The organism is Longimicrobium sp. (assembly GCF_036388275.1).
GTDB lineage: Bacteria > Gemmatimonadota > Gemmatimonadetes > Longimicrobiales > Longimicrobiaceae > Longimicrobium.
In genome coordinates, this window is record NZ_DASVSF010000093.1 from 18,395 (window position 1) to 43,398 (window position 25,004).

A 25,004-nucleotide genomic window follows, 5' to 3' on the forward strand; every position below is an offset into this window, starting at 1 on the left:
AGGATCATCCGCGGTCGCCTCACTCGGAGTAGACCGCCACTTCAACCAGGAACAGGACCCGATGAAGATGTTGAGAGGCAGGGCGGTGCGTCTCGCCTGTGCCGTAATGCTCGTAGCCGTGGCAGGCGCGCCTGCTTTCGCGCAGCAGGGCATGGCTGCGGCGGCACCGCTGGCCGGACCGCTCCGTTCGGTGCCGTACTTTACGTCCACGCCCTTGCCGGCGGTGTCGCAGGTGACGCTTTCGCCAAGCCTGGCCGATGCGGGTGCAGCCGGGCCCTCCAAGGTGGGGCAGGCCGTGCTTCTGCTGGGCCTGGGCATCGGGCTGACCGCGGGTGGGCGCGAGCTGGAGTCCTCCATCGGGTTCCCAGGCGCGATCCTCCGCTACACCGGAATCGGCGTAACCGCGCTCGGCGTACTTTCCTTCTGCGGATGTCTCTGATGAACATTCGAACGCACCGCCCGTACACCGTCGCTGCTGCTCTCGTCCTCCTGGCCGGCCCGTCGAGCGCGCAGCACCGCCCTCACTACGACCTGAGTGCCGCGCCCCCGGCAGTTGCGCCAATCCAGGAGCATGCCGTCCGCGCCGCTCCGATCCCAAACGACGAGCTTGCCGGGGCGATGTCGAGAGCGGGGGTGGGCAGCGGCAAGTCGACCTTGGGGAATGCGGCCCTGATCGCCAGCGGCCTTGGCGTCATGTACCTGGCGTACTCCGAGGGGGAGGAAGGCGGAGGCGGATTCGGCACCTTCATCGGCGTGCTCGGGGCGGCCTCCTTCTGGGGCGGGATCATTCGCCAGTTCTTCTACCGGGCGGACTGATCGCAGGAATCGGGAACAGGGGGCAGGCGGTAATCCCGGCTGCACCCCTCCCATCCGCCGAACATGCCGGTGTGCATGCGGCGGTCGAGGCCAGTTGCGGGAGCGCGGCGGGGCATCTCTCCCAGCGTGCTCATTCAGCTTCTCGTGGCGTCGGGCCTCGCAAATCAGTGCTCCGCAATGGATTCACGGCGCGTTCGTCCACGCGCCGTGCCACCACCACCCACCCGGTGCATCCGATGAATGGAGTTCTCACCGCCCTCCACCTGTTCCGGCCACTGTTCCTGTGCCGCGTCCTCGTTCTTCTGGCCGGGGCGCTGGCGCTGGCAGCCCGCCCGGCGCCGGTCGCGGCGCAGCGGCAGCTCGACATCTGTGCAGAGCAGCCCGTGCCGGAGGGGTACGTGGTCGTGGCGGCCTGGCGCGCCCAGCAGTGCCCAGGGTTCCACGCGTCCAACAATCCAAACACGCTGCGCATCCGCGTCCCGGGCGACACGGTGAGCACGTGCAGCGCTTATCCCGCCTCGCTCCCCGAGCACGTAGTGGTGGCCGCCTACCGGGCGCAGCATTGCCCCGGGTTCTACGCCTCCAACGATCCCAACGTCCACGTGCGTCGCGTTCCCGGCGACACGATAACGGCGTGCGCCGCGTTCACGCCCCGGCTGGACGGGTATGTGGTCGTGTCCAGCTACCGAACGCAGATCTGCCCGGGGTTCTACGCCTCCACCAATCCCAACACCATCTCGTTCCGCCGGCTCGAGGGCGGCGGGAGCCGGCGAGCGCCCGGCGCGGACACCGGCGACCCGCTGGGAATGCTGAATCGCGACGAGGTGTACGTCATGCGCGCCCTGCGCCGTGCGGCCGACGAGCTCGGGGTGGGCGCACCCTCGCACCGCGTGTGGACCGGCTCGCTCCGCGCCAGCCAGCAGGGCGAAACGTCGCTGCTGCTGGACGCGGGCGTGCCGTACACGCTGCTGGCCGCGTGCGACCGGGACTGCGACCGTATGGAGGTGGCCGTCTCCGGCGCCGGCGGACGCTGGGCCGACGCGGCCGGCGCAGACGGCGAGGCCGAGATCGAGTTGCCGGCCGGCAGCGGCGCCCCCCAGCGCGTGCAGCTGCGCATGCAGGGGTGCCGGGCCGAACCGTGCCACTTCGCCGTGACGGTGCACCGCGCCGCGCGCAGCGTGCGCCCCCCCGCGCGGCGCCCCACGTCCCGCGACGCCGCCCCGGCGGACGACGATGACGACTCCCCGCCGACGCCCCGGTAGCCCGGTCCCTTGGCGGCTGCTAGCCGGTTCATCAACGCCCGGAACGACCTCGCGCCCATCCCATCCTCATCCGGAGCCGATCCTTGTGTTGCCATGCCATGCCCCTCTGATCCTCGGGCCGCCTTGCACCATGGCCTTGGCCGGCGGTGGCGGGCGTCTCCGGGTCGGCGAGGCGACGGCGGGGGAACGGGTGGGATACGGCTTCGGGTTATCCATTGATCGCGAGCCTTCGCCGCATTCCGACGAGAACGTTTCAACCGAGGACCGACGATCGTGCAGAACTCAGCATCCCGAGTCAAATCGCGCTTCGCCGCCGTCATGCCCTGGGTAGGCGCGCTGGCGATCGCCTTCGCCCTTCCCGCTGCCGCGCAGCCGACCATCCGCGGCCGGCTGGAGGCCGGCGACAAGGAGTTCGCCGGGGGAAGGGTGTCGGACGAGTACCCCGTGCAGGTTCGCGCCGGCAGCCGGCTGACGGTGACCACCGTTGCGACACGGCCCCTGATGACCGCCGTGTTTATGCAGTCGCCCGAGGACGGGCTGCAGACCATGGAGGTGGGCGGCAACCCCGTGGGTGACGAGTTCGAGTGGGTGTACACGCACAACATCACGCGGGACGAGACGGTGATGGTGATCGTGGCCGGCGTGGCGCCCGTCACGCAGACGGGAGGTTCGGGCAGCTACGCGATCCGCATCGAGGCGCCGGGTGGCGGGGTGGTGCAGGCAGGAGCATCCCCTTCGCCGCGCGTGGCGGAAACGGCTCCCCGCCGCTCCGGGCCGGTCCCGGCGGTGATCACGCAGCAGCTCGGCCACTTCGCCGCGGCCGCCCAGGAGGCCGGCTTCCGGCTCGTCAGCCAGACGCCCGTGGGGGGCGCCCTGAACAACGGCACGTACGAGGACGTACCCATCAGCCTCAGTGCGCGTCAGTACTTCATCGTGGGCGTGTGCGACGGCGACTGCACCGACATGGACCTTCGGCTGTTCGCGCCCAACGCCTCCGTCGTCGCGGAGGACGTGGCCGATGACGACAGTCCGATGCTCGCGTTTACCGCGTCTACCGCCGGTGAGCACCGCCTTCGGGTGATGATGCCGGCTTGCAGCAGCGAACCGTGCGCGTACGGCATCGCGATCTACGTGAAATAGCTGCGCTCTTCCCGGGGGCCACGCGACCGAGCCGCTTTCGCAGTTCCGCCGCGCCCCCGCCGGGAGCGCCATCCCACATCCAGGAGCAGCCATGTACGTCGTCTGCACCCACACCGTGCGCGATCCCGAAGAGTTCTGGGACCGGGCGGCGCGGGCGGTGCCCAACCTTCCCGAGGGCATCCGTATCCACAGCATCTTTCCCAACGCCGACGGCTCGGTGGGCGTGTGCCTGTGGGAGGGCGAGTCGCTGGAGCACGTGCGCGCCTTCGTCGACGGCGCCACCAGCGACGTGGCCCACAACGACTACTTCGCCGTGCAGGCGGAGAATGCCCGGGGGCTTCCCGCGTGAGGGCCCTGCGGATGATGGCCGCGCTGCGGCGGTGGCCGCTCCAGCTCGGGTACGGCGTCTACAACATCGTCCACAGCGACGACTCGTGATCCATCGCTTCACCCGCCCCGACGCGGGCCACACACTTCCTTTCCCGTGAACACCGAGCACTCATGAGCCTCCGATCCACGCACCTCCGCGCGATCCTCGCCGCCGTGTCCGCCGCCACTCTGGGCGCTTGCGCCCAGGCGGCCCAGCTGGCCACGAGCGCGGCAGGCGCCGTAAACGCCGCCCGTGCCTGCAGCGGCCCGCAGATGAAGGACGGCGGGCGCGAGAACCTGGGTACGTGCATCAACAGCACGTATGCCGACATCACCCCGCAGATCTCGCCGGACGGGCGCACCCTGTACTTCGACCGCAAGAATTCGCCGGATAACGCGGGCCGCGCGGAAGACACGGACGACATCTGGTTCTCCACCCTGCAGGCCGACGGCAACTGGGGACCGGCGCGCAACCTGGGCGCACCCCTCAACACCGCCGGCCCCAACTCCGTGGCCTCGGTGCTCCCGGACGGCAACACGCTGTTGCTCACGGGCGTGTACCTCGCGGGCGGCGTCACGGGCCAGGGCCTCTCGCTGGCCTCGCGCACCCGCGACGGGTGGGGCGCGCCTGTCGAGGTGCGCATCCCCGGCCTGCAGAACCGCAGCAACTTCGTGAACTACTATCTGTCGCAAGACGGGCAGGCGCTGCTGATGTCCATCCAGAAGGATGGCGGACGCGGCGACCGCGACCTGTGGGTGAGCCGCCGCCAGGGCGACGGCCCATGGGGCGAGCTGGTGAACCTGGGCCCCACCATCAACACCGACACGGCCGACGTATCGCCCTTTCTGGCCTCGGACGGCGTGACGCTCTACTTCTCCAGCAGTGGCCACGGCGGCGAAGGCGGGCGCGACATCTTCGTCACCCGGCGGCTGGACGAGACGTGGACGCGCTGGTCGCGCCCGGAAAACCTGGGATCGAACATCAACACGCCCAGCAACGACGCGGGATTCGTGATCCCCGCCGCGGGCGACTTCGCCTACTTCACCTCCGCGGAGGACTCGTACGGCCGCACCGACATCTTTCGCGCGCGCCTGCCGGAAAGCATGCGCCCCCGGCCGGTGGTGCTGGTGCGCGGCCGCGTGCTCGATGCGCGCACGCGGCAGCCGCTGGACGCGTCGGTGGTCTATGAGGGGCTGGGGAACACCCAGCGCGGCGTGGCGCGCAGCAACCCGTCGACCGGCGAGTACCAGATCGTCCTGCCGGCGGGCGCGCGCTTCGGGTTTCGCGGCGAGGCGCCGCGCTACTATCCCGAGAACGTGAACGTCGACCTGTCCACCGTCACCGCATACGCGGAGCGCACGCAGGACCTGCTGCTGGTGCCGCTGGAGGTGGGAAGCACGGTGCGGCTGAACAACATCTTCTTCGACGTGAACCGCGCCACCCTGCGCCCGGAAAGCGCGCTGGAGCTGGACCGCCTGGCGGACTACCTGCGCGCCAACCCCACGGTGGAGGTGGAGATCGGCGGCCACACCGACAACGTTGGGGCCGACGCCGCCAACCAGACGCTGTCGCAGGCCCGCGCCCGCGCGGTCGCCGAGTACCTGGCCGGCAAGGGCATCGCCGCCCGGCGGGTGCAGTCGCGCGGCTACGGCGAGGCGCAGCCCTCGGCCAGCAACGACACCGACGAGGGCCGCCAGCAGAACCGGCGGGTGGAGTTCAAGGTGATCCGCCTGTAAGCGTACAGACGACAGCGGTCACCATCTGGAGGCCGCGGCTCCGTCGGGGTCACTGTCATCCTGAGCCCCAGGCGCGGCGGGCCGGCCCGCAAGCCGTCCCTCGCGGGGCGCGAGGCTCTTGCCGAGGAAGCCTTGAAGCCAGGGCGCGGCAGCGGTCACGACGTGGAGGGCTCGGCTTGGTGGGGACTGCTGTCATCCCGGGGGCCTCGGCTCCGTCGGGCGAATGAATTCGCTGCAACGACCACACGAAGTCCGCCTGCGCGGACTGGCTTGTTCTCGTGTGGAGAGAGCCGTGTGGCTCGACCGGGATGTGTGGCGCATCCCTCGGTCGCTGCGGAGTACGGTGTGGCGGCAGGTTGGGCGCACGTGCAGGTGAAGCCCCGGGCGGGACGGCGCGAGCGGTCCCGTGTCGGGGCTTTCCGCTGGTCCATGCGGCTCCGCGGCTTTACCGCTCCTACCAGCCGTTCCGCTCCCGCAGCCGGGTGACGTGCGCCACGTGATGCCGCCCATGCCAGGCGTACAGCCCCAGCAGCTGGTCCAGCCGCATGGCGCCCCACTCGGGATGCTGGATCGTTCGGGACCAGTCGCCCTCGCCCATGGTGCGCAAGGTGTTCACCCAGCGGACGTGAACCGCATCCAGCAGCGCGAGCGACACCTCCGGCGGGGTGATCCCTGGCTCGGGCAGCACTGCCCAGGCCGCCTCGTCGTACGTCTTGATCGAGGGGCTCTCTTCCGTCAGCCCCAGCTTCACGCGGATGTACGCGTTCATGTGGCTGTCCGGAAGGTGATGGACCAGGTCTCGCACCGTCCAGCCGCCGTCGCGGTACGGCGTGTCCAGCTGGTCGTCCGATAGCCCGTCCACCGCCTGGCGGAAGCGCGCCGGCGCGTCGGCGATCTGCTGGATCCAATCCGCTCTCTGGTCCGCATCGATCTCCCGCTCCGGGCGGTACCGGCCTACCGGGTACCGTGGATCCGCCGTTTCCGTCGCTGTCGTCATCTTCCCCTCCCCCCGCGAAACGTGGAACTGTACGATCTGCATCCCTCCGCATTCTATTCTGCCGATCCGCACCGGGGAAAGAGGGTTGATGCAGAACATCGTTCAGCGACGATCACCTCGCGGAGAACCGGCGGAATGCAAAAAGGCCGGCGCGCAGCGCCGGCCTTTCATCATCCCTCAAACGCGCGGGCTAGCGGCGATAGCCCGCCAGCAGGTCCCCCAGCTGCAGCTGCACGCCGCGGGCTCCCGAGGTGTTGCGGCCGTTGTAGATGAACGAGAACACCACCGTCTCGCCTCCCGCCGTCGTCACGTAGCCCGACAGCGAGCGGACGGCGCGGATGTAACCCGTCTTGGCGTGAAGGTTTCCCTTTGCCGGAGGGTTGTTGAACATCCGCTGCAGGGTGCCGTTGCGGTCGCCGGCCATGGCCAGCGACTCGTGGAACTGCCGCGACCAGGGCTGCTTGTGGGCAAAGATCAGCGAGCGCACCATGGCCGAGGCGCTGGTGCGGTTCTCGGCCGAGAGGCCGGAGCCGTCCGCCTGCCACAGGTGCCCCCAGGGAACCCCGGCCTTGTCGTGAAAGAAGACGGCCGACGCGGCGCCGCCACCCGCGAAGGTGCCCTGCCCCGTGGCCTTGGCCACGGCCGCCTTCCACACGTGCTCGGCAAAGAAGTTGTCGGACTTTCGGCCCAGCTGGTTGACCATCTCGATGAGCGGAATGCTCATGTGGCGGTGCACCAGCGCGGCGCCGTTGGGCGTGGGGGCGATGCGGATGCCGCCGCGCACCTGGATGCCCTGCTCGCGCAACGCCTGGCGGATGGCGCCCGCGGCCAGGTACGCCGGCTCGTACGCCCCCACGCCGAAGCGGTGAGGCCCGCGCCCGCCCACCGCGCCGCGGATGCGCACGGTGTCCTCGTCCGGCTTGCGCACCGCGTACGCCCGTCCGCCGCCCATCCGCGCCGTGTTGATCACCGGGATCTCGGGAACCTCGGGAATGCGCGCGAAGCCCAGCCCACCGGGCCCCGGGCGCATCTCGATCCACAGCATGTTGCGGTTGAACGGCAGCCCGCTGACCGTGGGTGCGTAGCGCGAGGCGCCGTTGCCGGTATCTAGCGGCCACGCCGGCCCGAAGTTCTGGCGGTCGTGGATGTACGGATCGGCGATCACGCCGCCCTCCACCACGGTGACGCCCTGCCGCTTGAGCGACTCGGCCATCTTGCGCGGGCTGGCCATCACGTCGCGGTCGTACGACGGATAGCCGAACGCCGGGTCGCCCGAACCCTTGAGCACCACGTCCCCGCGCAGCACCCCGTTCTGAACGGGCCCGGTGATCAGCAGGTCGGTGGGAAAACGGTAGTCCGGCCCCAGCAGAGACAGCGCCCAGATGGCGCTGAACACCTTGTTGTTGGAGGCCGGGACCATGGTCTGGTCGGCGTTGACGGCGAACAGCGGCTGGTTGCGGTCGATGGACCACGCCAGGATGGTCCACTCGCTCTTGTTGGGAACGATGGCGTCGGCCTGGGCCTGCAGGGGCCCGGCGGGCGACTGCGTAACGGCACCACCCGCCATGGACGCGGCCGCCGCGCCCAGCCCAAGGGCCAGCGCGGCGGCGGTACGGGACAGCTTCATGGAACGCTTCACCGTCAAGCGGCCCCCGCCGGCGGCGGAACCGCGTCCGCCTCGTCCGGCGTCACCCCGCGGGCCGCCTCGAGCTCCTCCAGGATCAGCTGCTGAAGGCGGAACGACGAGCGGGTGTTTTCTTCCATGTCCATCATCAGCACGAAGATGCCGGCAAGGGCCAGCATGGCGACGGCCACCACGATGGCGCCCACCAGCACCAGCCCCGTTTCTACCGGGCTCTGGCCGTCGTCGCCCAGCGTGGCGAAGAACACCAGCCCGCCCAGCAGCAGCACCAGCACGGCGATGAAGCGGATGGCGTTCAGCAGCACGCGAAGGCTGCCGTAGCGTGCCTCTACGCCGGCCAGGCGGCGGGGCGTGCGGCGCTCCTTGAGCAGGTTTCCGCAGTTGGTGCAGCGGTCGGCCGTGGGATCGTCCATCACGGTGCCGCACCGGGTGCACTGTACCGGTGTGCTGAACAGGTGCAGGGACATCTCTGAGTTCCCGGGGTTCCCGCCGCATTGCAGCGGCGGGGAAGCGGTTGGCGTGCGTTGCTCCGAACCCCCGGACGGGAGCAACGCCCGTGCCACCCCCGGCGGCGCTCAGGCCAGCGCGGTCCGCGGCGCGCCGGCGGCCTGCACCGCGGCCACCAGCCGGCGCATGCGCACGAAGCGCAGCGAGCGGGCGGTGTGGCGGACGATGGAGCGGAAGCGGAGGCAGCCCTGGCACCCCAGGTCGTACCCCGTGGCGTCGAGCACCAGGTAGCGGGCGACGCGGGCGGTGGGGCGTGCTTCCAGGAGGGTCTGGCAGTGGGGACAGCAGGGCCGCTCACCGGCCCGGATCTGCGCGTCGACCTTGCGGCGCGCGCGGGTGTCGAAGCTGCGCCACGACTCTTCGTGGCGAGCGGACGAGCGGGGTTCCCGTCTCATTCGCAGGATCGCTGTGGGGTGATGGGTCGTGCGCCGGCCACGGGGAAAGGGCCGGTAGGGACGGAACATCTGTCTGGGCAGGAACGATGCCAGAGTGGATGCACGAGGTGGCCCCCCTCCCCCGGCACGACCGCCGCAGACTGCGAGGGAGAGGGGAGAACCTGAATCGCGCTCCGGTTGACGCTGGCGCATGCCGCGGCCGCCCCCCTCTCCCGGCCTCTCCCCCATAAACCCCATGGGGGAGAGGCGAATTCGATTGCGCTACGGCTGGCCTCGCGCACCCTACTGGCTCCCTTCCCCCGCGCAGTTTGCGGGGGAAGGGTTGGGGATGGGGGGTCCCGGCCCACGCGCCGAGCCTGCCTGCCCACACCTCACGCCCGATGTGACCTGAACCGCGCTCCGGCCTGCCGGGCTGCACTCGACTACGCGCGCAGTCCGCGAAGGCGGACTTCGGGCCTTTGTTGCCGCGACTTCAGTCGCCCCAGCAGGGCCGAAGGTCCAGAGTTCCGTGCCGCTGCCGCGCGCGGGCGGGAGCCGCGTCAGCGATCGCCCACGTAGGCTTCGGCCTCGATCTCCACCAGCATGTCGGGGTCGATCAGCGCCTTTACCTCCACCATCGTGGCGGCGGGGCGCACGTGGGCGAAGAACTCGCCGTGCGCGCGGCCGACCTCCTCCCACCGCGCGATGTCGGTGACGTACATCCGGGTGCGCACCACGTCCTCCATGCGCGCGCCGGCGGCCTCCAGGGCAGCCGCGATCTTCTCCAGCGTGTAGCGCGTCTGCTCGTACCCGTCGCCGATTCCGACAATCGCGCCATCCGGACCCGTCGCCGTCGTGCCGGACACGTGCACCCACGGCCCGACACGGACCGCGCGCGAATAGCCGACGCGCGCCTCCCAGGGTCCACCGCTGGAAACCAGCATCTTCCCGCCCACCTGCTCGGACGTCATCCCGCCGCTCATCCCACCTCCAGCGTGCCGCGCAACGTGGTGACCGCCCGGCCGCCGAGCACCACACGATCGCCATCCACCCGCACACGCACGGTGCCGCCGCGGGCAGACGCCTGGTATCCCACGAGTCCGGCGCGGCCGAGCTTGCGCGCCCAGTACGGCGCGAGGACGCAGTGCGCCGAGCCAGTCACGGGATCTTCCGGCACGCCTACGCGCGGGCCGAAGAAACGCGACACGAAATCGTAGCCGCCACCGTCCGCACGCGACGTGACGATGATCCCGCGCGCCTCCACCTGCTTCAGCAGCGACTGGTCGGGGTCCAACGTGCGCACAGCGGCTTCGGATTCCAGCTCAACCAGCAGGTCGAACTGGCTGCGTCCTACGTACACCGGCTCCACGCCGAGCGCGCGGGCGAGATGCTCCGGCGCATCGGCGGCCTGTGCCGGCTTGGCGGGGAAATCCATCGAAATCCACTCGCCGTCCTTTCGCGCCGTCAGCAGGCCGCTGCGGGTGTGGAAGCGCGCTGGATCGCCCTCCGCAAGCAAACCGTCCTGCCACAGCAGGTGCGCGCTGGCCAACGTGGCGTGTCCGCACAGATCCACTTCGACCGCGGGGGTGAACCAGCGCAGGTCCCATCCATCGTCCCGGCGGACGAGGAACGCCGTTTCCGACAGGTTCATCTCCATCGCCACGGCCTGCATCCATCCCTCGTCCCGCGGCCGCTCCAGGACGCAGACGGCGGCGGGATTGCCGGTGAACGGGCGGTGGGCGAAGGCGTCTACCTGGACGATGGGCTGCGGCATCTGCGACTCGCGGTGAGGGGGGTCGACGGGCGCGCCAATGTACCCCGCGCCCACCCGGCCGGCAAAGCGCCCGCACCCTTCCCCCGGTCCGCCGCGCGACGTAGACTGGGCAGTCACTCCAGTGACTTCCCCACACGAAACACCCTGCACGGGAGACAGCCGGTGAAGGTGGCGGTGATCGGCGGCGGGCCCGCCGGACTGTACTTCGCGCTGTTGATGAAGAAGGCCGATCCGCGGCACCAGGTCACGGTCCTGGAGCGGAACGCGGCCGACGACACGTTCGGCTGGGGCGTGGTGTTCAGCGACCAGACGCTGGGCTACCTGGCCGAGGCCGACGCGCCCACCCACGCGCGCATCGCCGACGAGTTCGCCCACTGGGACGACATCGACATCCACGTCCGCGGCACCACCAGCACCTCCGGCGGCCACGGCTTCAGCGGCATCGCCCGCAAGACGCTGCTCCGCATCCTTCAGGACCGCGCCGCTGAGGTAGGCGTGGAGCTGCGCTTCGGCACCGACGTGGCGGACGACGCGGCGCTCGTGGGACTGGACCTCGGAGACGTGGACCTCGTCGTCGCGGCCGATGGCGTGAACAGTCGCATCCGCACCAGGTACGCGGACCGCTTCGTCCCCGACCTGGACGTGCGGAAGGCCCCGTTCTGCTGGCTGGGGACGACGAAGCTCTTCGACGCCTTCACCTTCGCGTTCGTCGAGAACGAGCACGGCGTCTTCCAGGCCCATGCCTACCGCTACTCGAGCGAGCAGTCGGCGTTCATCGTGGAGTGCGACGAGCGGTCGTGGGCCAGCGCGGGGTTCGACCGGATCGGCGAGGCGGAGACGGTGGCGGCGTGCGAGCGGATGTTCGCGCCGTGGCTGAACGGGCATCCACTGATGAGCAACGCCCCGCACCTGCGCTCGCCGTGGATCCGCTTCACGCGCGTCTCCAACCAGCGATGGTTCGCCATGGACGGCGAGGTGGCGCCCGTGGTGATGATCGGCGACGCGGCCCACACGGCGCATTTCAGCATCGGCAGCGGGACCAAGCTGGCGATGGAGGACGCCATCGCGCTCGCCCGGCTGCTGAACGAGGGCGCCCGTCCGCTGGATGAGGTGCTGCAGGCGTACCACGATGAGCGGCGGACCGAGGCGCTGCGGCTGCAGAACGCGGCGCGCAACTCCATGGAGTGGTTCGAGAACGTCCGCCGCTACATTCACCTCGACCCGCCACAGTTCGCGTACTCCCTGCTCACGCGTAGCCAGCGGGTGAGCCACGAGAACCTGCGCCTGCGCGACAGCGTCTACCTTTCCGGCGTGGAGCGCTGGTTCGCCTCGCGCGCGGAGGCCGGGCGCGAGCCGGAAAGCTGTCCGCCGCCGATGTTCACGCCCTTCCGCCTGCGAGGAATGCGGCTGGAGAACCGCGTGGTCGTCTCGCCGATGGACATGTATTCCGCGGCGGACGGCGTGCCCAACGACTTTCACCTCGTCCACCTGGGCAGCCGCGCGCTGGGCGGCGCCGGGCTGGTGTTCACCGAGATGACGTGCGTGTCGCCCGAGGCGCGCATCACGCTGGGCTGCACGGGGATGTACGAGCCCGAGCACGCGGATGCTTGGCGGCGGATCGTGCGCTTCGTCCACGAGAGCAGCCGCGCGAAAATCTGCCTGCAGCTGGGCCATTCCGGGCGAAAGGGCGCCACGCGGCTGATGTGGGAGGGGATGGACGAGCCGCTGGAGGAGGGCGGATGGGAAGTGATGGGCCCGTCTTCCCTGCCCTACGGCCCGCGCAACCAGGTGCCGCGCGAGATGGTGCGCGCCGACATGGACGCGGTGATCGAGCAGTTCGTCCGTGCGACGCGGATGGCGGAAGAGGCGGGGTTCGACATGGTGGAGCTTCACTGCGCGCACGGCTACCTGCTTTCCAGCTTTCTGACGCCCGTCAGCAACCGGCGGACGGACGAGTACGGCGGCTCGCTGGAGAACCGGCTACGGTTTCCCGTGGAGGTGTTCCGGGCGATGCGGAACGTGTGGCCGGAAGACCGCCCGCTGTCGGTTCGCGTATCGGCCACGGACTGGGTGGACGACGGGGTGACGCCCGACGACGCGGTGGCGATGGCGGCCGCGTTCGGCGCGGCCGGGGCCGACATCATCCACGTCTCCACAGGGCAGACCACGCCGCTGGGCAAGCCGGTGTACGGGCGGATGTTCCAGACGCCCTACAGCGACCGCATTCGCAACGAGGCCGGCGTGCCCACCATCGCCGTGGGCAACGTGACCGAGCCGGACCAGGTGAACGGCATCGTGGCGGCGGGGCGCGCGGACCTCGTCGCGCTCGGCCGGCCCCACCTGGCGGACCCGCACTGGACCCTCCACGCCGCCGCGCAGCTGGGATGGCAGGACCAGCCGTGGCCGGTTCAGTACGTCACGGGGAAGCAGCAGCTGGAGCGCACCCTCCAGCGCCAGCAGGAGATGCTGGGCACCAGCACCATCTGAGCGATGAGCGGACGATACCTGGAGGGGAAGCTGGCCGTGGTCACCGGCGGGGGCCGCGGCATCGGCGCGGCAATCGCGGACGAGCTGGCGCGGCTGGGCGCGAGCGTGGCGCTGCTGGGGCGCACCCTGGAGGAGTTGGAGGCGAAGGCGCGGCAGATCCACGAGCGTGACGCGGTGCGGGCCCTCGCTTTCCGCTGCGACGTGGCGGACGAGGTTTCCGTCCGCGACGCGTTCGCCGCCGTGCGCGGGCAGCTGGGCGATCCGGCGGTGCTGGTGAACAACGCGGGGCAGTCCGTAGGAATCGCCTTCGCCGAGACCACGCGCGAGGTGTGGGACCGGATGATGGCCGTGAACCTGACGGGCACCTTCCTGTGCACGCGCGAGGTGGTGCCGGCCATGATAGAGGCGCGGGCGGGGCGGATCATCAACGTCGCGTCGACCGCTGGCCTGAAAGGGTACAGCCACACGGCGGCGTACTGTGCCGCCAAGCACGGGGTGGTCGGCCTGACGCGCGCCCTGGCGATGGAGACGGCGAAGCAGGGGATCACGGTAAACGCCGTCTGCCCGGGCTACACCGATACCGACATGGCACGCTCGGCGATCGAGAACCTGGTGCGCGCGGGCCGGTCCGAGGAGGAGGCGCTGAAGGCTATCACCCGCGTGATGCCCATCGGGCGGCTGATCCGGCCGGAAGAGGTGGCGAGCGCGGTGGGGTGGCTCTGCGCGCCCGAGGCCGCGGCGGTGACCGGGCAGTGCATTGGCGTTGCGGGTGGGGAGGTGATGTAGGCGGGGCGTGGTTCGCCTCATGGCGGGTGGAGAGGTGACGTGCGGCTGGGAGGAGCGCGCTTCGGTTGGTGGCGGGTTGAGGCCCCTTGCGGGGTGTGGGGCGGGTCGAGAATTGTGGTGCAGCTTGGGCAGGATTGGAGCGTCTCTGCCATTCCGGCGCAGTCCCCTGGCTGCCCTCTCCCCCCGGCCCCCTCTCCCGCAAGCGGGAGAGGGGGAGCACTGCAACGGCAGATGGAGGCGTTTCGTGTTCGAGCCTAATACGCGGCCGCGGTTGCGTGATCTTTCGCCGCAGATGCTGCAGGCCTCGCGCAGACTCCGTGCGGATGCCACGGCCGCCGAGGAGATATTGTGGCAGGCGCTGCGTGGCGACCGGCTGGACGGCTTCCGGTTCCGCCGGCAGCACGCGATCGGACGGTTCGTTCTTGATTTCTACTGCGCGGCTCGGAGGATCGCGATCGAGATCGACGGCGGCGTGCACGACGACCCGGATCAAGCCGCTCGTGACGAGGCGCGGCCTCAAGCCTTGGGAGCACAGGGCATCGCAGTGTTTCGACTGCGGAACGAGCAGATCCTCAGCGACTTGCCCGGCGCCGTCGAACAGATCCGCAACGCCGTATCCGGGCGACCGGCGCGCTTCAAGTAGACTCGCCGAGTACCCGCCGAAGCGCAATCGAATTCTCCCCTCTCCCGCTTGCGGGAGAGGGGCCGGGGGAGAGGGCAGCCGGGGACTGCACGGCCGTCCTCCAAACGCCCCCGAACTCGCCAGGGTTCTCGCACCAGTCTCTTTGAAGCGCAATCGACTTCGTCCGCACTAACGCACTCACGCACTTAATCGATGAACACAAAACTGCTCGCCGCCGACTTTCGCCCCACCAGCTTCCAGTGGCAGGTGGACGGGCCCGTGGCCACCGTCACCATCAACCGCCCGGAACGCAAGAACCCGCTGACGTTCGAAAGCTACGCGGAAATGCGCGACACCTTCCGCGCACTCAACTTTGCAACCGACGTCAAGGTGGTGATCCTCACCGGTGCAGGCGAGAACTTCTGCTCCGGCGGCGACGTGCACGAAATCATCGGGCCGCTGGTGCGCATGAAGGAGCAGGGGCAGATGGACGAGCTGCTCGCCTTCACCCGCATGACGGGCGACCTGGTGAAGGCCATCCGCGGCTGCCCGCAGCCCATCATCGCCGCCATCGACGGCGCCTGCGTGGGTGCGGGCGCCATCCTGGCGATGGCCAGCGACCTTCGCATCGGCACGGCGCGCAGCAAGGTGGCGTTCCTCTTCACCCGCGTGGGCCTCAGCGGCGCCGACATGGGCGCGTGCGCCATGCTGCCGCGCATCATCGGGCAGGGGCGGGCGAGCGAGCTGCTGTACACGGGCCGGTCGATGAGCGGCGACGAGGCGGAGCGCTGGGGCTTCTACAACCGCATCGTCATGCCCGACGCCCTGATGGACGAGGCGCGCACCCTGGCCCAGTCGCTGGCCGCGGGCCCCACCTTCTCGCACGGGATGACGAAGCGCTGCCTGCACCAGGAGTGGTCGATGGGCGTCGACGAGGCGATCGAGGCCGAGGCGCAGGCGCAGGCCATCTGCATGCAGACGGAAGACTTCGCCCGCGCCTTCCGAGCGTTCGCCGCCAAGGAGCGCCCGGTGTTCCAGGGGAACTGACCGGGGGAGTGCGGGAGTGGGGAACTACACCGAATGGGGCTGGTTGTCGTGCATGCCTTGGGAGCCCCCTCCCCCCGACCCCCATCCCCCGCTGCGCGCCCGCTGCGCAGGGGAGGGGGAGACCTGATCGCGCTTCGGCTGGCCTGTCTGCGCTCGACTACGCGTGCAGTCCGCGAAGGCGGACTTTGGGCCGTTGTTGCCGCGACTTTAGTCGCCCCAGCGGGGCCCGACGCCTCTGCTCCGTGCTTGCCGTGCGCACCCCATCTCGAGCCGGGTGAGGGCCCCCACGGAGCCGAGGCCTCGGCACTGGTGACCGCTGCCGCGCCCGGGCTTGTACGTGGCCACCGCTAGATCCTTCGGCCCGCAAGGCACGGTGTGCGGGCCGGTACGGCGCGCCTGGGCCTCAGGATGACAGATTGCCCGTGCGGCCACTTTCGACTTTCGCACCTTCGCACTTTCGCACTTTCGCACTCACGCACTCACGCACTCACGCACTCGCCCCCCCATGCCCGACCGCACCTTCCTGTCCTGGCCGTTCTTCTCCGACGAGCACCGCGCGCTCGCCGCGGAGCTGGAGGTGTTCGTGCGCCGGGAGGTGGCGTCGCTGCCGCACGTGGAGACCAGCGTGGACGCCGCCTGCCATGCGCTCGTCCGCGTGCTGGGCGAGGGCGGATGGCTGATGCACGCCGTCACCGCCCCGCACGGCGGCGCGCGCGAGCGGCTGGACGTGCGCACGCTCTGCCTGGTGCGCGAAACGCTCGCCCGCGCCTGGGGCCTGGCGGATTTCGCGTTCGCCATGCAGGGGCTGGGCACCGGACCCATCACCCTCTTCGGGTCGGAGGCGCTCCGCGAGCGCTACCTGCCCATGGTCGCCTCCGGCGAGCGGATCGCCGCGTTCGCCCTTTCCGAGCCGGATGCAGGGAGCGACGTGGCCGCGATGACGACCACCGCGCGGCGGGTGGACGGCGGGTTCGTCATCGACGGGGTGAAGACGTGGATCAGCAACGCGGGGATCGCCGACCACTACGTCGTGTTCTGCCGCTTTCCCGAGGCCGGCGAGCGCGGCTACGCGGCGTTCGTCGTCGATGCCGACAACCCCGGGCTGCGCGTCGCCGAGCGGATCGACGTCATCGCGCCCCATCCCCTCGGCCGCATCGAGCTCACCGAGTGCCGGGTAAGTGCGGATGCCCTCGTCGGCGAGGCGGGTGCCGGGATGCGGGTGGCGCTGGGCACGCTGGACGTCTTTCGGCCCACCGTGGGCGCGGCGGCGCTGGGCTTCGCGCGGCGGGCGCTGGACGAGGCGCTGGGGTGGACGCGCGAGCGGCAGGCGTTCGGCAAGGCGCTCAACGAGTTCCAGCTGATCCAGGCGTCGCTCGGCGAGATGGCGCTGGAGGTGGATGCCAGCGCCCTCCTGGTTTACCGTGCGGCGTGGGCCCGCGATTCCGGCGCGGAGCGCATCACCCGCGAAGCCGCGATGGCCAAGCTGTACGCCACCGAGGCCGCCCAGCGAGTGATCGACACCGCCGTGCAGATCTTCGGCGGGCGCGGCGTGGTCAGCGGCGCGCCGGTGGAGACGCTGTACCGCGAGATCCGCGCGCTGCGCATCTACGAAGGCACCAGCGAAATCCAGAAGCTGGTGATCGCCGGCCAGTTGCTGAAGGACCAGGCGGCACGGCCCGTTTGAGCGAGGCACGGTCCGCCGATTGCGCGTGACCGGGTCCAGCATCCGCAGTCCCACTCCATCCCCGGATGGCGACCCATGGCGACGATGGAAACCCACGTCACGACCGAGCCGTCGGCGCACGTGGACACCTTTGCGCGCGACCACCTTCCGCCGCGCCACCTGTGGCCGGAGATGGATTACTCCTCGCTCCCCGAGCTGGCGTATCCTCCCCGCCTGAACTGCGCCGTGGAACTGCTGGACCGTCAGGTGGAGAGCGGGCACGGGGACCGCACCGCCATCCTGTGGAACGGCGGGCGGTGGTCGTACCGCGAGCTGATGGAGAAGTCCAACCGCATCGCCGCCGCCCTTCACGAGCTCGGCCTCGTCCCGGGCAACCGGGTGCTGCTGCGCGGCCCCAACTCGCCGATGATGGCGGCCTGCTGGTTCGGTGTGCTCAAGGCCGGCGGCGTGGTGGTAGCCACCATGCCCCTGCTGAGGCCGCGCGAGCTGGCCCACATCGCCCAGAAGGCGATGGTCCGCTTCGCCCTCTGCGATCACCGGCTGGTGGCGGATCTTGTCGCCGCCCGCGCCCAGGCGCCGGTGCTGGAGCGCGTGCTGGCGTGGGGCGGCGAGGGCGACGATTCGCTGGATGTGCTGATGGAGGGGCAGATGGGCGAGTTCGGCGCGGTGGACACGGCCGCGGACGATGTGGCGCTGATCGCCTTCACCTCCGGCACCACGGGCCAGCCCAAGGGCGCCATGCACTTCCATCGCGACGTGCTGGCCGCCTGCGACTGCTTTCCCAGATACGTGCTGAAGCCTACGCCCGATGACGTGTTCTGTGGATCTCCCCCGCTCGCCTTCACCTTTGGGCTGGGCGGAATCCTGATCTTTCCCCTGCGCGTGGGCGCCACGGCACTGCTGATCGAGCAGCCCACGCCGCCCAACCTGCTGAAGGCCATCCAGGACCACGGCGCCACCATCGTCTCCACCGCGCCCACCGCCTACCGGGCAATGCTGGACCTGCTTCCGCAGTACGACATCCGCTCGCTGACCCAGTGCGTGTCCGCCGGCGAAAACCTGCCGCTGCCCACCTTCGAGGCGTGGGAGGCGGCGACGGGCATCCGCATCATCGACGGCATCGGAAGCACGGAGATGCTCCACATCTTCATCAGCGCCTCGGACGACGACATCCGCCCCGGCTCCACCGGCAAGGTGGTTCCCGGGTACCGCGCACAGATCATCGACCAGGACGGCAACCCGCTGCCCCCCGGCTCCATCGGCCGGCTGGCAGTGCAGGGCCCCACCGGGTGCCGCTACCTGGACGACGAGGAGCGGCAGCGCGGATACGTGTGGGAGGGGTGGAATGTGACCGGTGACGCGTACCGGATGGACGAGGATGGATACTTCTGGTACCAGGCGCGCACGGACGACATGATCGTCTCCGCCGGCTACAACATCGCCGGGCCGGAGGTGGAGGCCGTGCTGCTGGAGCACCCGGCGGTGATGGAATGCGGCGTCGTCGGACTGCCGGACGCGGAGCGCGGGCAGGTGGTGAGCGCGTTCGTCGTCCTGCGCGAGGGGCACCAAGGGGGTGAAGCGATGGTGAAGGAGCTTCAGCAGTGGGCGAAGGACCACATCGCCCCGTACAAGTATCCGCGCCGCGTGACCTTCCTGGACCAGCTTCCGCGCACGCAGACGGGCAAGCTCCAGCGCTTTCGGCTGCGGGAGGGCGCGTGATCCATCGCACGCTTCAGCCGACAGGATGGGCGTCGCCGCGAGGATATTCCAACGGCGTGGAGGCCCAGGGACGGATGGTGTTCGTCGCCGGGCAGATCGGGTGGAACCCGGTGAGCTGCGCGTTCGAGACGGACGACTTCGTGGGACAGGCAGACCAGGCGCTGCGGAACCTGGTCGCCGTGCTGCGCGAGGCCGGGGCCGGGCCGGAGCACGTGACGCGGATGACATGGTACGTGACGGACCGCGCCGCCTACGCCGAGAACACGCGCGCCGTGGGCCGCGTCTACCGCGACGCCTTCGGCCCGCACTTTCCCGCGATGACGCTGGTGATCGTCGCCGGGCTGCTGGAGGAAGAGGCCAAGGTGGAGATCGAGGCGACTGCGGTGGTGTAGTTCCCCCTCCCCCCGGCCCTTCCCCCGGCAAACTACGCCGGGAGAGGGGAGAACTTCGATCGGGGTTCCACTGGCTGCCTCGCATGCCTTGGAAGCCCCCTCCCCCCCGGCCCCCGTCCCCCGCTGCGCAGGGGAGGGGGTGAACTGCACTACGTTCCGGGGCGCGCCCCACGCTTCAATTCACTCCATGGCAAGCCAGTCCACGAAGGTGGACTTCGTGTGTTTGTTGCAGCGAATTCATTCGCCCGCCCCGGGGAATCGAGAATAACCCATTCCGCCGCAAGCGCTTATGGAACGAATGTTCCACAAGTCAGTATCAGTGTGCTCCCTGCACCACCACTCCCCGGGAGACGCATGGCCGGAAAAGTTCGTATACACGCGGCGGCTGCATTGGCCGCCGCCGCCCTGGGCGCCTGCGCGCCCTCCTCGCCCGTTCAGCCCTCGCCCACGCTGGGGCTGGGTGTGGACACGGCGGGCTTCGACCGCTCCGTTCGTCCGCAGGACGACTTCTTCCAGTTCGCGAACGGCGGCTGGCTGGCCCGCACGGAAATTCCGGGCGACCGCGCCAGCACCGGGAGCTTCGTGGAGTTGCGCGACCAGTCTCAGGCCGCCATCCGCGCGATCATCGAAGAGGCGGCCGCGGGGTCGCACCCGGCCGGCTCCACCGCGCGCAAGGTGGGCGACCTGTACGCCAGCTTCATGGACACGGTCCGCATCGAGCAGCTGGGCATCACCCCGCTGAACGGCGAGCTGGCCCATATCCGTGCCATCCGCGACCGCGGGCAGCTGCCGGAGACGTTCGCGCGCCTGGCGCGGCTGGGCGTGTCGCCCCCCTTCGGCACCTTCGTAAGCCAGGACCGCGGCAACTCCAGCCGCTACGTGGTGAGCGTCAGCCAGTCCGGGCTGGGGCTTCCCGACCGCGACTACTACCTGACGCAGAACGAGCGTTTCTCCGCCATCCGCCAGTCGTACACGGCGTACGTGCAGCGGATGCTGGAGCTTGCGGGCACCCCCAACGCGGCCGGCGCCGCCGCGCGCGTGGTGGCATTCGAGACGGAGCTGGCCCGCGTGCAGTGGGAGCGCACCCGCAACCGCGACGCGAACGCCACCTACAATCCCACGGCGGTAACGGCGCTGCAGGCCACCACCCCCGGCTTCCGCTGGGCCGACTACCTGCGGGCCGCGGGGATGAACGGCGTGGACACCGTCGTGGTGCGCCAGCCGGACTACTTTGCCGGAATGGACCGCGTGCTGGCGGCCACGCCCGTGCAGGACATCCAGAGCTACCTGGTGTTCAAGCTGGTCGACAACGCGGCCTCGTTCCTGAGCCGTGACTTCCGCGACGCGCGCTTCGCCTTTCGCGGCGGCGTGCTGAACGGCATCCAGCAGCAGCCCCTGCGCTGGAAGAGTGGCGTGGACGTGGTAGAGGGCTCGCTGGGTGAGGCCGTGGGCGAGTTGTACGTGCAGCGCCACTTTCCCGCCGAGTCCAAGGCGCGGATGGAGCAGCTGGTGAAGAACCTGGTGGAGGCGTACCGCGAGGCCATCGACGGGCTGGAGTGGATGAGCCCGGCCACCCGCGCTCAGGCGCAGGACAAGCTCGCGAACTTCACCGTCAAGATCGGCTATCCCGAGAAGTGGCGCGACTACTCGGCGCTGGAGATCCGCCCGGGCGACCTGATGGGCAACCTGCGCCGCGCCCAGGAGTTCGCCTACAACCGCATGATCAACCGCCTGGGCCAGCCGGTGGACCGCGCGGAGTGGGGGATGACCCCGCAGACGGTGAACGCGTACTACAACCCCACGAACAACGAGATCGTGTTCCCGGCCGCCATACTGCAGCCTCCGTTCTTCGACCCCACGGCCGACGACGCGGTGAACTACGGCGGCATCGGCGGCGTGATCGGGCACGAGATCAGCCACGGCTTCGACGACCAGGGGCGCAAGAGCGACGGCGCGGGCAACCTGCGCGACTGGTGGACGTCCGCGGATGCGTCGGCGTTCGAGCAGCGCGCCGGGATGCTGAGCCAGCAGTACGGCGCGTACGAGCCGCTGGAGGGCGCGCGCGTCAACGGCCAGCTGACGCTGGGCGAGAACATCGGCGACCTGTCGGGGCTGGCGATCGCGCACCGCGCCTATCGCCGCTCGCTGAACGGGGGCCAGGCTCCCGTGATCGGCGGCTTTACCGGCGACCAGCGGTTCTTCCTTGGATGGGCGCAGGTGTGGCGCACCAAGTACCGCGACCAGGCGCTCCGCCAGCAGCTGCTGACGGACCCGCACTCGCCCGGGATGTACCGCACCAACGGCGTGCTGGTGAACCTGCCCGCGTTCTACGAGGCGTTCAACGTAAAGCCAGGCGACCGGATGTACGTGGCTCCCGAGAAGCGCGTGCGGATCTGGTAAGCCGGAACGGTTGACGGATGATGAACGAGCCCCGGACTGCTGATGCGGTCCGGGGCTCGTCTTCTTGCGCTCGGCACCCACCGATGGATCCGTACGGCTGACCTTTCGCTCAATCCGAGGTATGCCTACTCATCAGTTTGGACACGTCCAGCACTTCCTGTCTCTCGCTCCCCAATAAATCCACAGAGAGTCGGATGGCGTTTTCTGAACTTCCGGCGGCACGGGGTACGAGCGAGGCTCCCGCGCGCTCATGATGCGGCGTGCATCGTACCCCGACGTACCGATCCACACCCCGTAAAAGGCACCCCGCTGCACGGTCAGCGGATATTCCGCAGTGGCCGTACCCACGCCGGGAAACCCGATCCTGACGTGAAGCTGCGTGGTGAGCGTGTCGCGCAGATGCACCCGATACCAGGGGGTGCGGCCAAGCGCCGCATCCATCCCTTCCCGTGACGTCACCACGCGCGTTCGCACCCCGTCGAAGAACTCGACGCGCGTCGAGTCCTGCAAGTAGAAGGCAATTGCGGCCTTCCATGGACTCGGTGGTGGTCCTACAGTGTGCGATACGTCATCTGGCCCCGCGGGGTGACGCACTCCACCGCAGGCAGAAGCGGCACACAACAAGCCCGCTCCCAGCAGCCGTGCGCAAGAGAGCCATTTCATCGGAGTCCGCGATAGGCGTTCACGCTCAACATACTAGCTCCGTCCCGCAGCCCGGATCGGTAGGGTTTGTGGGCTCCGTCGGCGCTTCATCCGGGGGTGAAGTCTCGTCCGCAGAAATCGCACGGAACACAGGAACCGTCCCAACGTTCTCGCGCCTGCTGTAGAGGTTTACCAACCAGAGCCGCCGGAAGTCATCACTGAGATTCGCCACGCTATGCCCGCTGGCATCATTCACCCACTGATTGGAGGGCCGTGTGTTGAAGAACGTCATCAGGGTGTCACCCGTCCCGTACGTCTTCTGCATCCTTACTTGATACGGGAAGCGGCGTTCCATACACCAAATAAGGTGGTCAATTCCCGTGTACGGCTTGTAGGTGACACGATCGATAGAGATTTTACACCCTTTGATGGAGGCCACCACGTCGGCGGCTGGTTTCTGTATTCGATCGTGCGACTCTACCCATGCCGGGTCTACGATGTCCCAGAGGAAGGCATGAACGGCGCCTTGAACAATGGACCCGTCGCTCGTGCACTTCTGGCCGCAGTGAAGCAGATGCAATCTGTTCTCTTCCAAGTCTCTCCGCCACGTTGGGAGATCGCTCTCACGTACCACCGCGGCGTACCAATCCGCGAACGCTTCTCCGAATGCGCATCCGAAGTTCGTATACTCGCCCGGCGGGTGCGGGTTGGGACAAGCGGCGTTGTAGAACCGCATCAACCCGTTTGTCGCCGGTGATTCGTACAGATATTTGTCCTGCCAGAGGTGCCCCCACTCGTGGGCCGCCGCCATCACGCCCATCTCCCTCCAGATGTGGTCCCACGTCTGCTCGATGCGCACATGATCGGAGCCCCAGTCGTACCGCGTGCCGTAACTGCTAACGGGGTAGAGACCTGCCTTCATCGTCGTGGGCACGCTGAAGAAGATGCGCTGGTGCCCGTCGTAGTTCTTGTTCAGGTTCGTGAAAAGGTGCGCCTGCTGGTTGTCAGCGGTGATCGGGATGCTTCCACCGCAAGCGCCGAAATACTGCCCCGCTAAGGTGCGATCCGGATTCGACGTAATGTAGCTCTTAACCTCTGCCTTGCGGTTCTCGGTATGAACGGTGACCTCGAGCCGCCGCTCGCTCGTAGGACCGAGACAGTCAATCGTCGGGCTGACGCCACTACCATTCGTGTAGCCACCACTACGTGCGATCTCGGCGTTCGTGGTGGTGTTGAACACCTTCCAGGCTACCCACGCATCCACAAGCGGGCGAACCGTGCCGCCTGTCCCAGCGTCGCTGTAGGTAACCGTCACTGCTGCCGTGGCGTTCGGCGCTGGCCGATTGACAACCATCGAGCTGTCGGGTGGGGGCGGGCAACCGGTGGATGACGCGGTGAAGTCGCCCCCGGCCGGCGATATCGAGCATGTTATCACCACGTCACCGTGGCGGACGCGAGGGGGCCGCTTCTCGGAACTCAAGGGACCGCGAACCCGGCGCGTTCCGGCGGGGAACAGCATGGGATCGAACCGGTCTGTGATCCGCCCGCCGCGCTCGTCGACCCAAAGCCACAGTTCCCGACCCGCTCCGCTGCCAATTAGTTGGCCTTTGGCATCGGTTCGCGGATCATCCGAGTGCTGGAGGACCGTGGCCAGGACATAGTAGTAGCCCGGCTCGGGAAATGTTATTGTCGCGCGTTCGCGGAAACTCTCCCCTGCAGCGAAGCCCTTCCGAACCCGGAATTGTGGAGGCAGATCCTCGCCGACCGGAATGTCAATCAAATCCCAGCTGCTCCGCTCTGCGGCCGCCAGCTCAGGCAAGAATAGCCGAACTTCGGCATCTGCGGTGCCGTGCCTGGCCTGCCCGCGCACGGTAAGATGGATCGGTCGGCCGGGCTTCAGCGCGCCCTCCACGTCCACTTCAATCTCGAAGCGAGGTTCGAGCACGAGATCGGGACCGCCCTCCGCGGGACTCTGAACCTGCGAGAGCAAGGCGGTACTGTCGGGAGCGATCGGTGTTGGCGCATCATCCACACACGCCGCCAGGAACATGGGGAAAAGTGCCGTCAGACGGCTCGCTGGAAACTGGAATCTGGTGCGGCCGAATCGAGCATTGCTTTTCACGTGAAGCCTCCCATGAAGGTTTACAGGTGGAGTACGGGACCGGAATCAAGTGACCGATCCACAACCTGCTGAACACGAATCTGCGCGAACGACTATGCCCATCCGAGACGAGAAGACTTTCACCGACGAGGAATTCATCGCGGCATTCTCGATCATCCTGCCGCCTGACGAAGCCCACAGAGAAGGATTAGCCTGGAACGCCTTCCCCGATCCCAAAGGGTTTGAGTACGCCACCTCGGATGAGCTCCGGGCCTCCGAATTCAAGAGCCATCGCAGCTATGATGGCGACTTGCTGGACCTTCTCTCGCTGGTTTCTGACAGTTGCGCGGAACGGGCGTGGCGCCTCATGGGAATCACGTATGGTGAGGGAGAGCACCGCAGGGCAGAGTTCCGGCGCCGGATCAACGACGCCGTGCGGGCCCGCGATTCGTCGGCCTCCTGACCTGTCGGAAAGCCGGGATCCGTGCGTACGGCCTCACCTCATC

22 protein-coding genes are annotated in these 25,004 nt (G+C 68.9%); 15 read left to right on the plus strand and 7 right to left on the minus strand.

Translation table 11 applies throughout. The features are described from left to right. The first annotated feature begins 61 nt into the window (after positions 1-61). From VF632_RS19240 to VF632_RS19265, 6 genes are all read left to right on the plus strand, one after another. Complete coding sequence (locus VF632_RS19240; RefSeq protein ID WP_331024560.1) at positions 62-439, plus strand: hypothetical protein; 378 nt, start codon at positions 62-64, stop codon at positions 437-439. Continuing rightward, positions 439-816 carry a hypothetical protein gene (locus tag VF632_RS19245; RefSeq protein WP_331024561.1) on the plus strand — a complete coding sequence of 126 codons (378 nt, stop codon included), beginning with the start codon at positions 439-441 and terminating at the stop codon, positions 814-816. The genes VF632_RS19240 and VF632_RS19245 overlap by 1 nt, the downstream gene beginning before the upstream one ends. A 236-nt stretch (positions 817-1,052) precedes the next feature. Beyond that, entirely contained in the window at positions 1,053-2,078 is a 1,026-nt protein-coding gene (locus tag VF632_RS19250; protein WP_331024562.1) for a hypothetical protein, read from the plus strand. 273 nt (positions 2,079-2,351) lie between these two features. After that, a complete protein-coding gene (locus tag VF632_RS19255) occupies positions 2,352-3,218 on the plus strand; it encodes a hypothetical protein (RefSeq protein WP_331024563.1) in 867 nt (288 codons plus the stop codon). Between the two features lie 91 nt (positions 3,219-3,309). Next, complete coding sequence (locus tag VF632_RS19260) at positions 3,310-3,567, plus strand: hypothetical protein (RefSeq protein WP_331024564.1); 258 nt, start codon at positions 3,310-3,312, stop codon at positions 3,565-3,567. Between the two features lie 152 nt (positions 3,568-3,719). Further along, positions 3,720-5,324: an OmpA family protein gene (locus VF632_RS19265; RefSeq protein WP_331024565.1), complete on the plus strand. Its 1,605-nt coding sequence runs from the start codon at positions 3,720-3,722 to the stop codon at positions 5,322-5,324. A 454-nt stretch (positions 5,325-5,778) separates the two neighbouring features. Here VF632_RS19265 and VF632_RS19270 read toward each other — a convergent pair whose 3' ends face one another. From VF632_RS19270 to VF632_RS19295, 6 genes are all read right to left on the minus strand, one after another. Next, entirely contained in the window at positions 5,779-6,321 is a 543-nt protein-coding gene (locus VF632_RS19270; RefSeq protein ID WP_331024566.1) for a YfiT family bacillithiol transferase, read from the minus strand. A 190-nt stretch (positions 6,322-6,511) separates the two neighbouring features. Next, positions 6,512-7,948, minus strand: coding sequence for a D-alanyl-D-alanine carboxypeptidase/D-alanyl-D-alanine endopeptidase (dacB, locus tag VF632_RS19275; protein ID WP_331024567.1), 1,437 nt, complete (start codon positions 7,946-7,948; stop codon positions 6,512-6,514). 14 nt (positions 7,949-7,962) lie between these two features. Beyond that, a complete protein-coding gene (locus tag VF632_RS19280) occupies positions 7,963-8,430 on the minus strand; it encodes a hypothetical protein (protein ID WP_331024568.1) in 468 nt (155 codons plus the stop codon). A gap of 108 nt (positions 8,431-8,538) precedes the next feature. Further along, a complete protein-coding gene (locus VF632_RS19285; RefSeq protein ID WP_331024569.1) occupies positions 8,539-8,865 on the minus strand; it encodes a hypothetical protein in 327 nt (108 codons plus the stop codon). A 539-nt stretch (positions 8,866-9,404) separates the two neighbouring features. Then, entirely contained in the window at positions 9,405-9,827 is a 423-nt protein-coding gene (locus tag VF632_RS19290; protein ID WP_331024570.1) for a RidA family protein, read from the minus strand. Then, positions 9,824-10,618, minus strand: coding sequence for a PhzF family phenazine biosynthesis protein (locus tag VF632_RS19295; RefSeq protein ID WP_349264018.1), 795 nt, complete (start codon positions 10,616-10,618; stop codon positions 9,824-9,826). The genes VF632_RS19290 and VF632_RS19295 overlap by 4 nt, the downstream gene beginning before the upstream one ends. A gap of 162 nt (positions 10,619-10,780) precedes the next feature. Between VF632_RS19295 and VF632_RS19300 the strand changes: the two genes are divergently transcribed. The 8 genes from VF632_RS19300 (at position 10,781) to VF632_RS19335 (ending at position 21,755) form a co-directional block, all read left to right on the plus strand. Next, the gene (locus VF632_RS19300; RefSeq protein ID WP_331024572.1) at positions 10,781-13,105 is read left to right on the plus strand and encodes a bifunctional salicylyl-CoA 5-hydroxylase/oxidoreductase; all 2,325 of its coding nucleotides are present in this window, start codon (positions 10,781-10,783) and stop codon (positions 13,103-13,105) included. Between the two features lie 3 nt (positions 13,106-13,108). Continuing rightward, positions 13,109-13,891, plus strand: coding sequence for an SDR family NAD(P)-dependent oxidoreductase (locus VF632_RS19305; protein WP_331024573.1), 783 nt, complete (start codon positions 13,109-13,111; stop codon positions 13,889-13,891). Between the two features lie 271 nt (positions 13,892-14,162). Further along, positions 14,163-14,534 (plus strand): endonuclease domain-containing protein, encoded by a 372-nt coding sequence (locus VF632_RS19310; RefSeq protein WP_331024574.1) that lies wholly within the window; start codon positions 14,163-14,165, stop codon positions 14,532-14,534. A 192-nt stretch (positions 14,535-14,726) separates the two neighbouring features. Further along, complete coding sequence (locus tag VF632_RS19315) at positions 14,727-15,560, plus strand: enoyl-CoA hydratase family protein (RefSeq protein ID WP_331024575.1); 834 nt, start codon at positions 14,727-14,729, stop codon at positions 15,558-15,560. A 505-nt stretch (positions 15,561-16,065) separates the two neighbouring features. Next, positions 16,066-17,244 carry an acyl-CoA dehydrogenase family protein gene (locus VF632_RS19320; protein ID WP_331024576.1) on the plus strand — a complete coding sequence of 393 codons (1,179 nt, stop codon included), beginning with the start codon at positions 16,066-16,068 and terminating at the stop codon, positions 17,242-17,244. Between the two features lie 75 nt (positions 17,245-17,319). Then, a complete protein-coding gene (locus VF632_RS19325; RefSeq protein ID WP_331024577.1) occupies positions 17,320-18,963 on the plus strand; it encodes a benzoate-CoA ligase family protein in 1,644 nt (547 codons plus the stop codon). Then, on the plus strand, positions 18,963-19,355 hold the full coding sequence (locus VF632_RS19330; RefSeq protein ID WP_349264020.1) for a RidA family protein: 393 nt from the start codon (positions 18,963-18,965) through the stop codon (positions 19,353-19,355). The genes VF632_RS19325 and VF632_RS19330 overlap by 1 nt, the downstream gene beginning before the upstream one ends. 354 nt (positions 19,356-19,709) lie before the next feature. Continuing rightward, complete coding sequence (locus VF632_RS19335) at positions 19,710-21,755, plus strand: M13 family metallopeptidase (protein WP_331024579.1); 2,046 nt, start codon at positions 19,710-19,712, stop codon at positions 21,753-21,755. Positions 21,756-22,443: 688 nt separating this feature from the next. Here VF632_RS19335 and VF632_RS19340 read toward each other — a convergent pair. Then, a complete protein-coding gene (locus VF632_RS19340) occupies positions 22,444-24,447 on the minus strand; it encodes a hypothetical protein (RefSeq protein ID WP_331024580.1) in 2,004 nt (667 codons plus the stop codon). 166 nt (positions 24,448-24,613) lie between these two features. Between VF632_RS19340 and VF632_RS19345 the strand changes: the two genes are divergently transcribed. Beyond that, positions 24,614-24,961 (plus strand): hypothetical protein, encoded by a 348-nt coding sequence (locus tag VF632_RS19345; protein ID WP_331024581.1) that lies wholly within the window; start codon positions 24,614-24,616, stop codon positions 24,959-24,961. Positions 24,962-25,004: the final 43 nt, after the last annotated feature.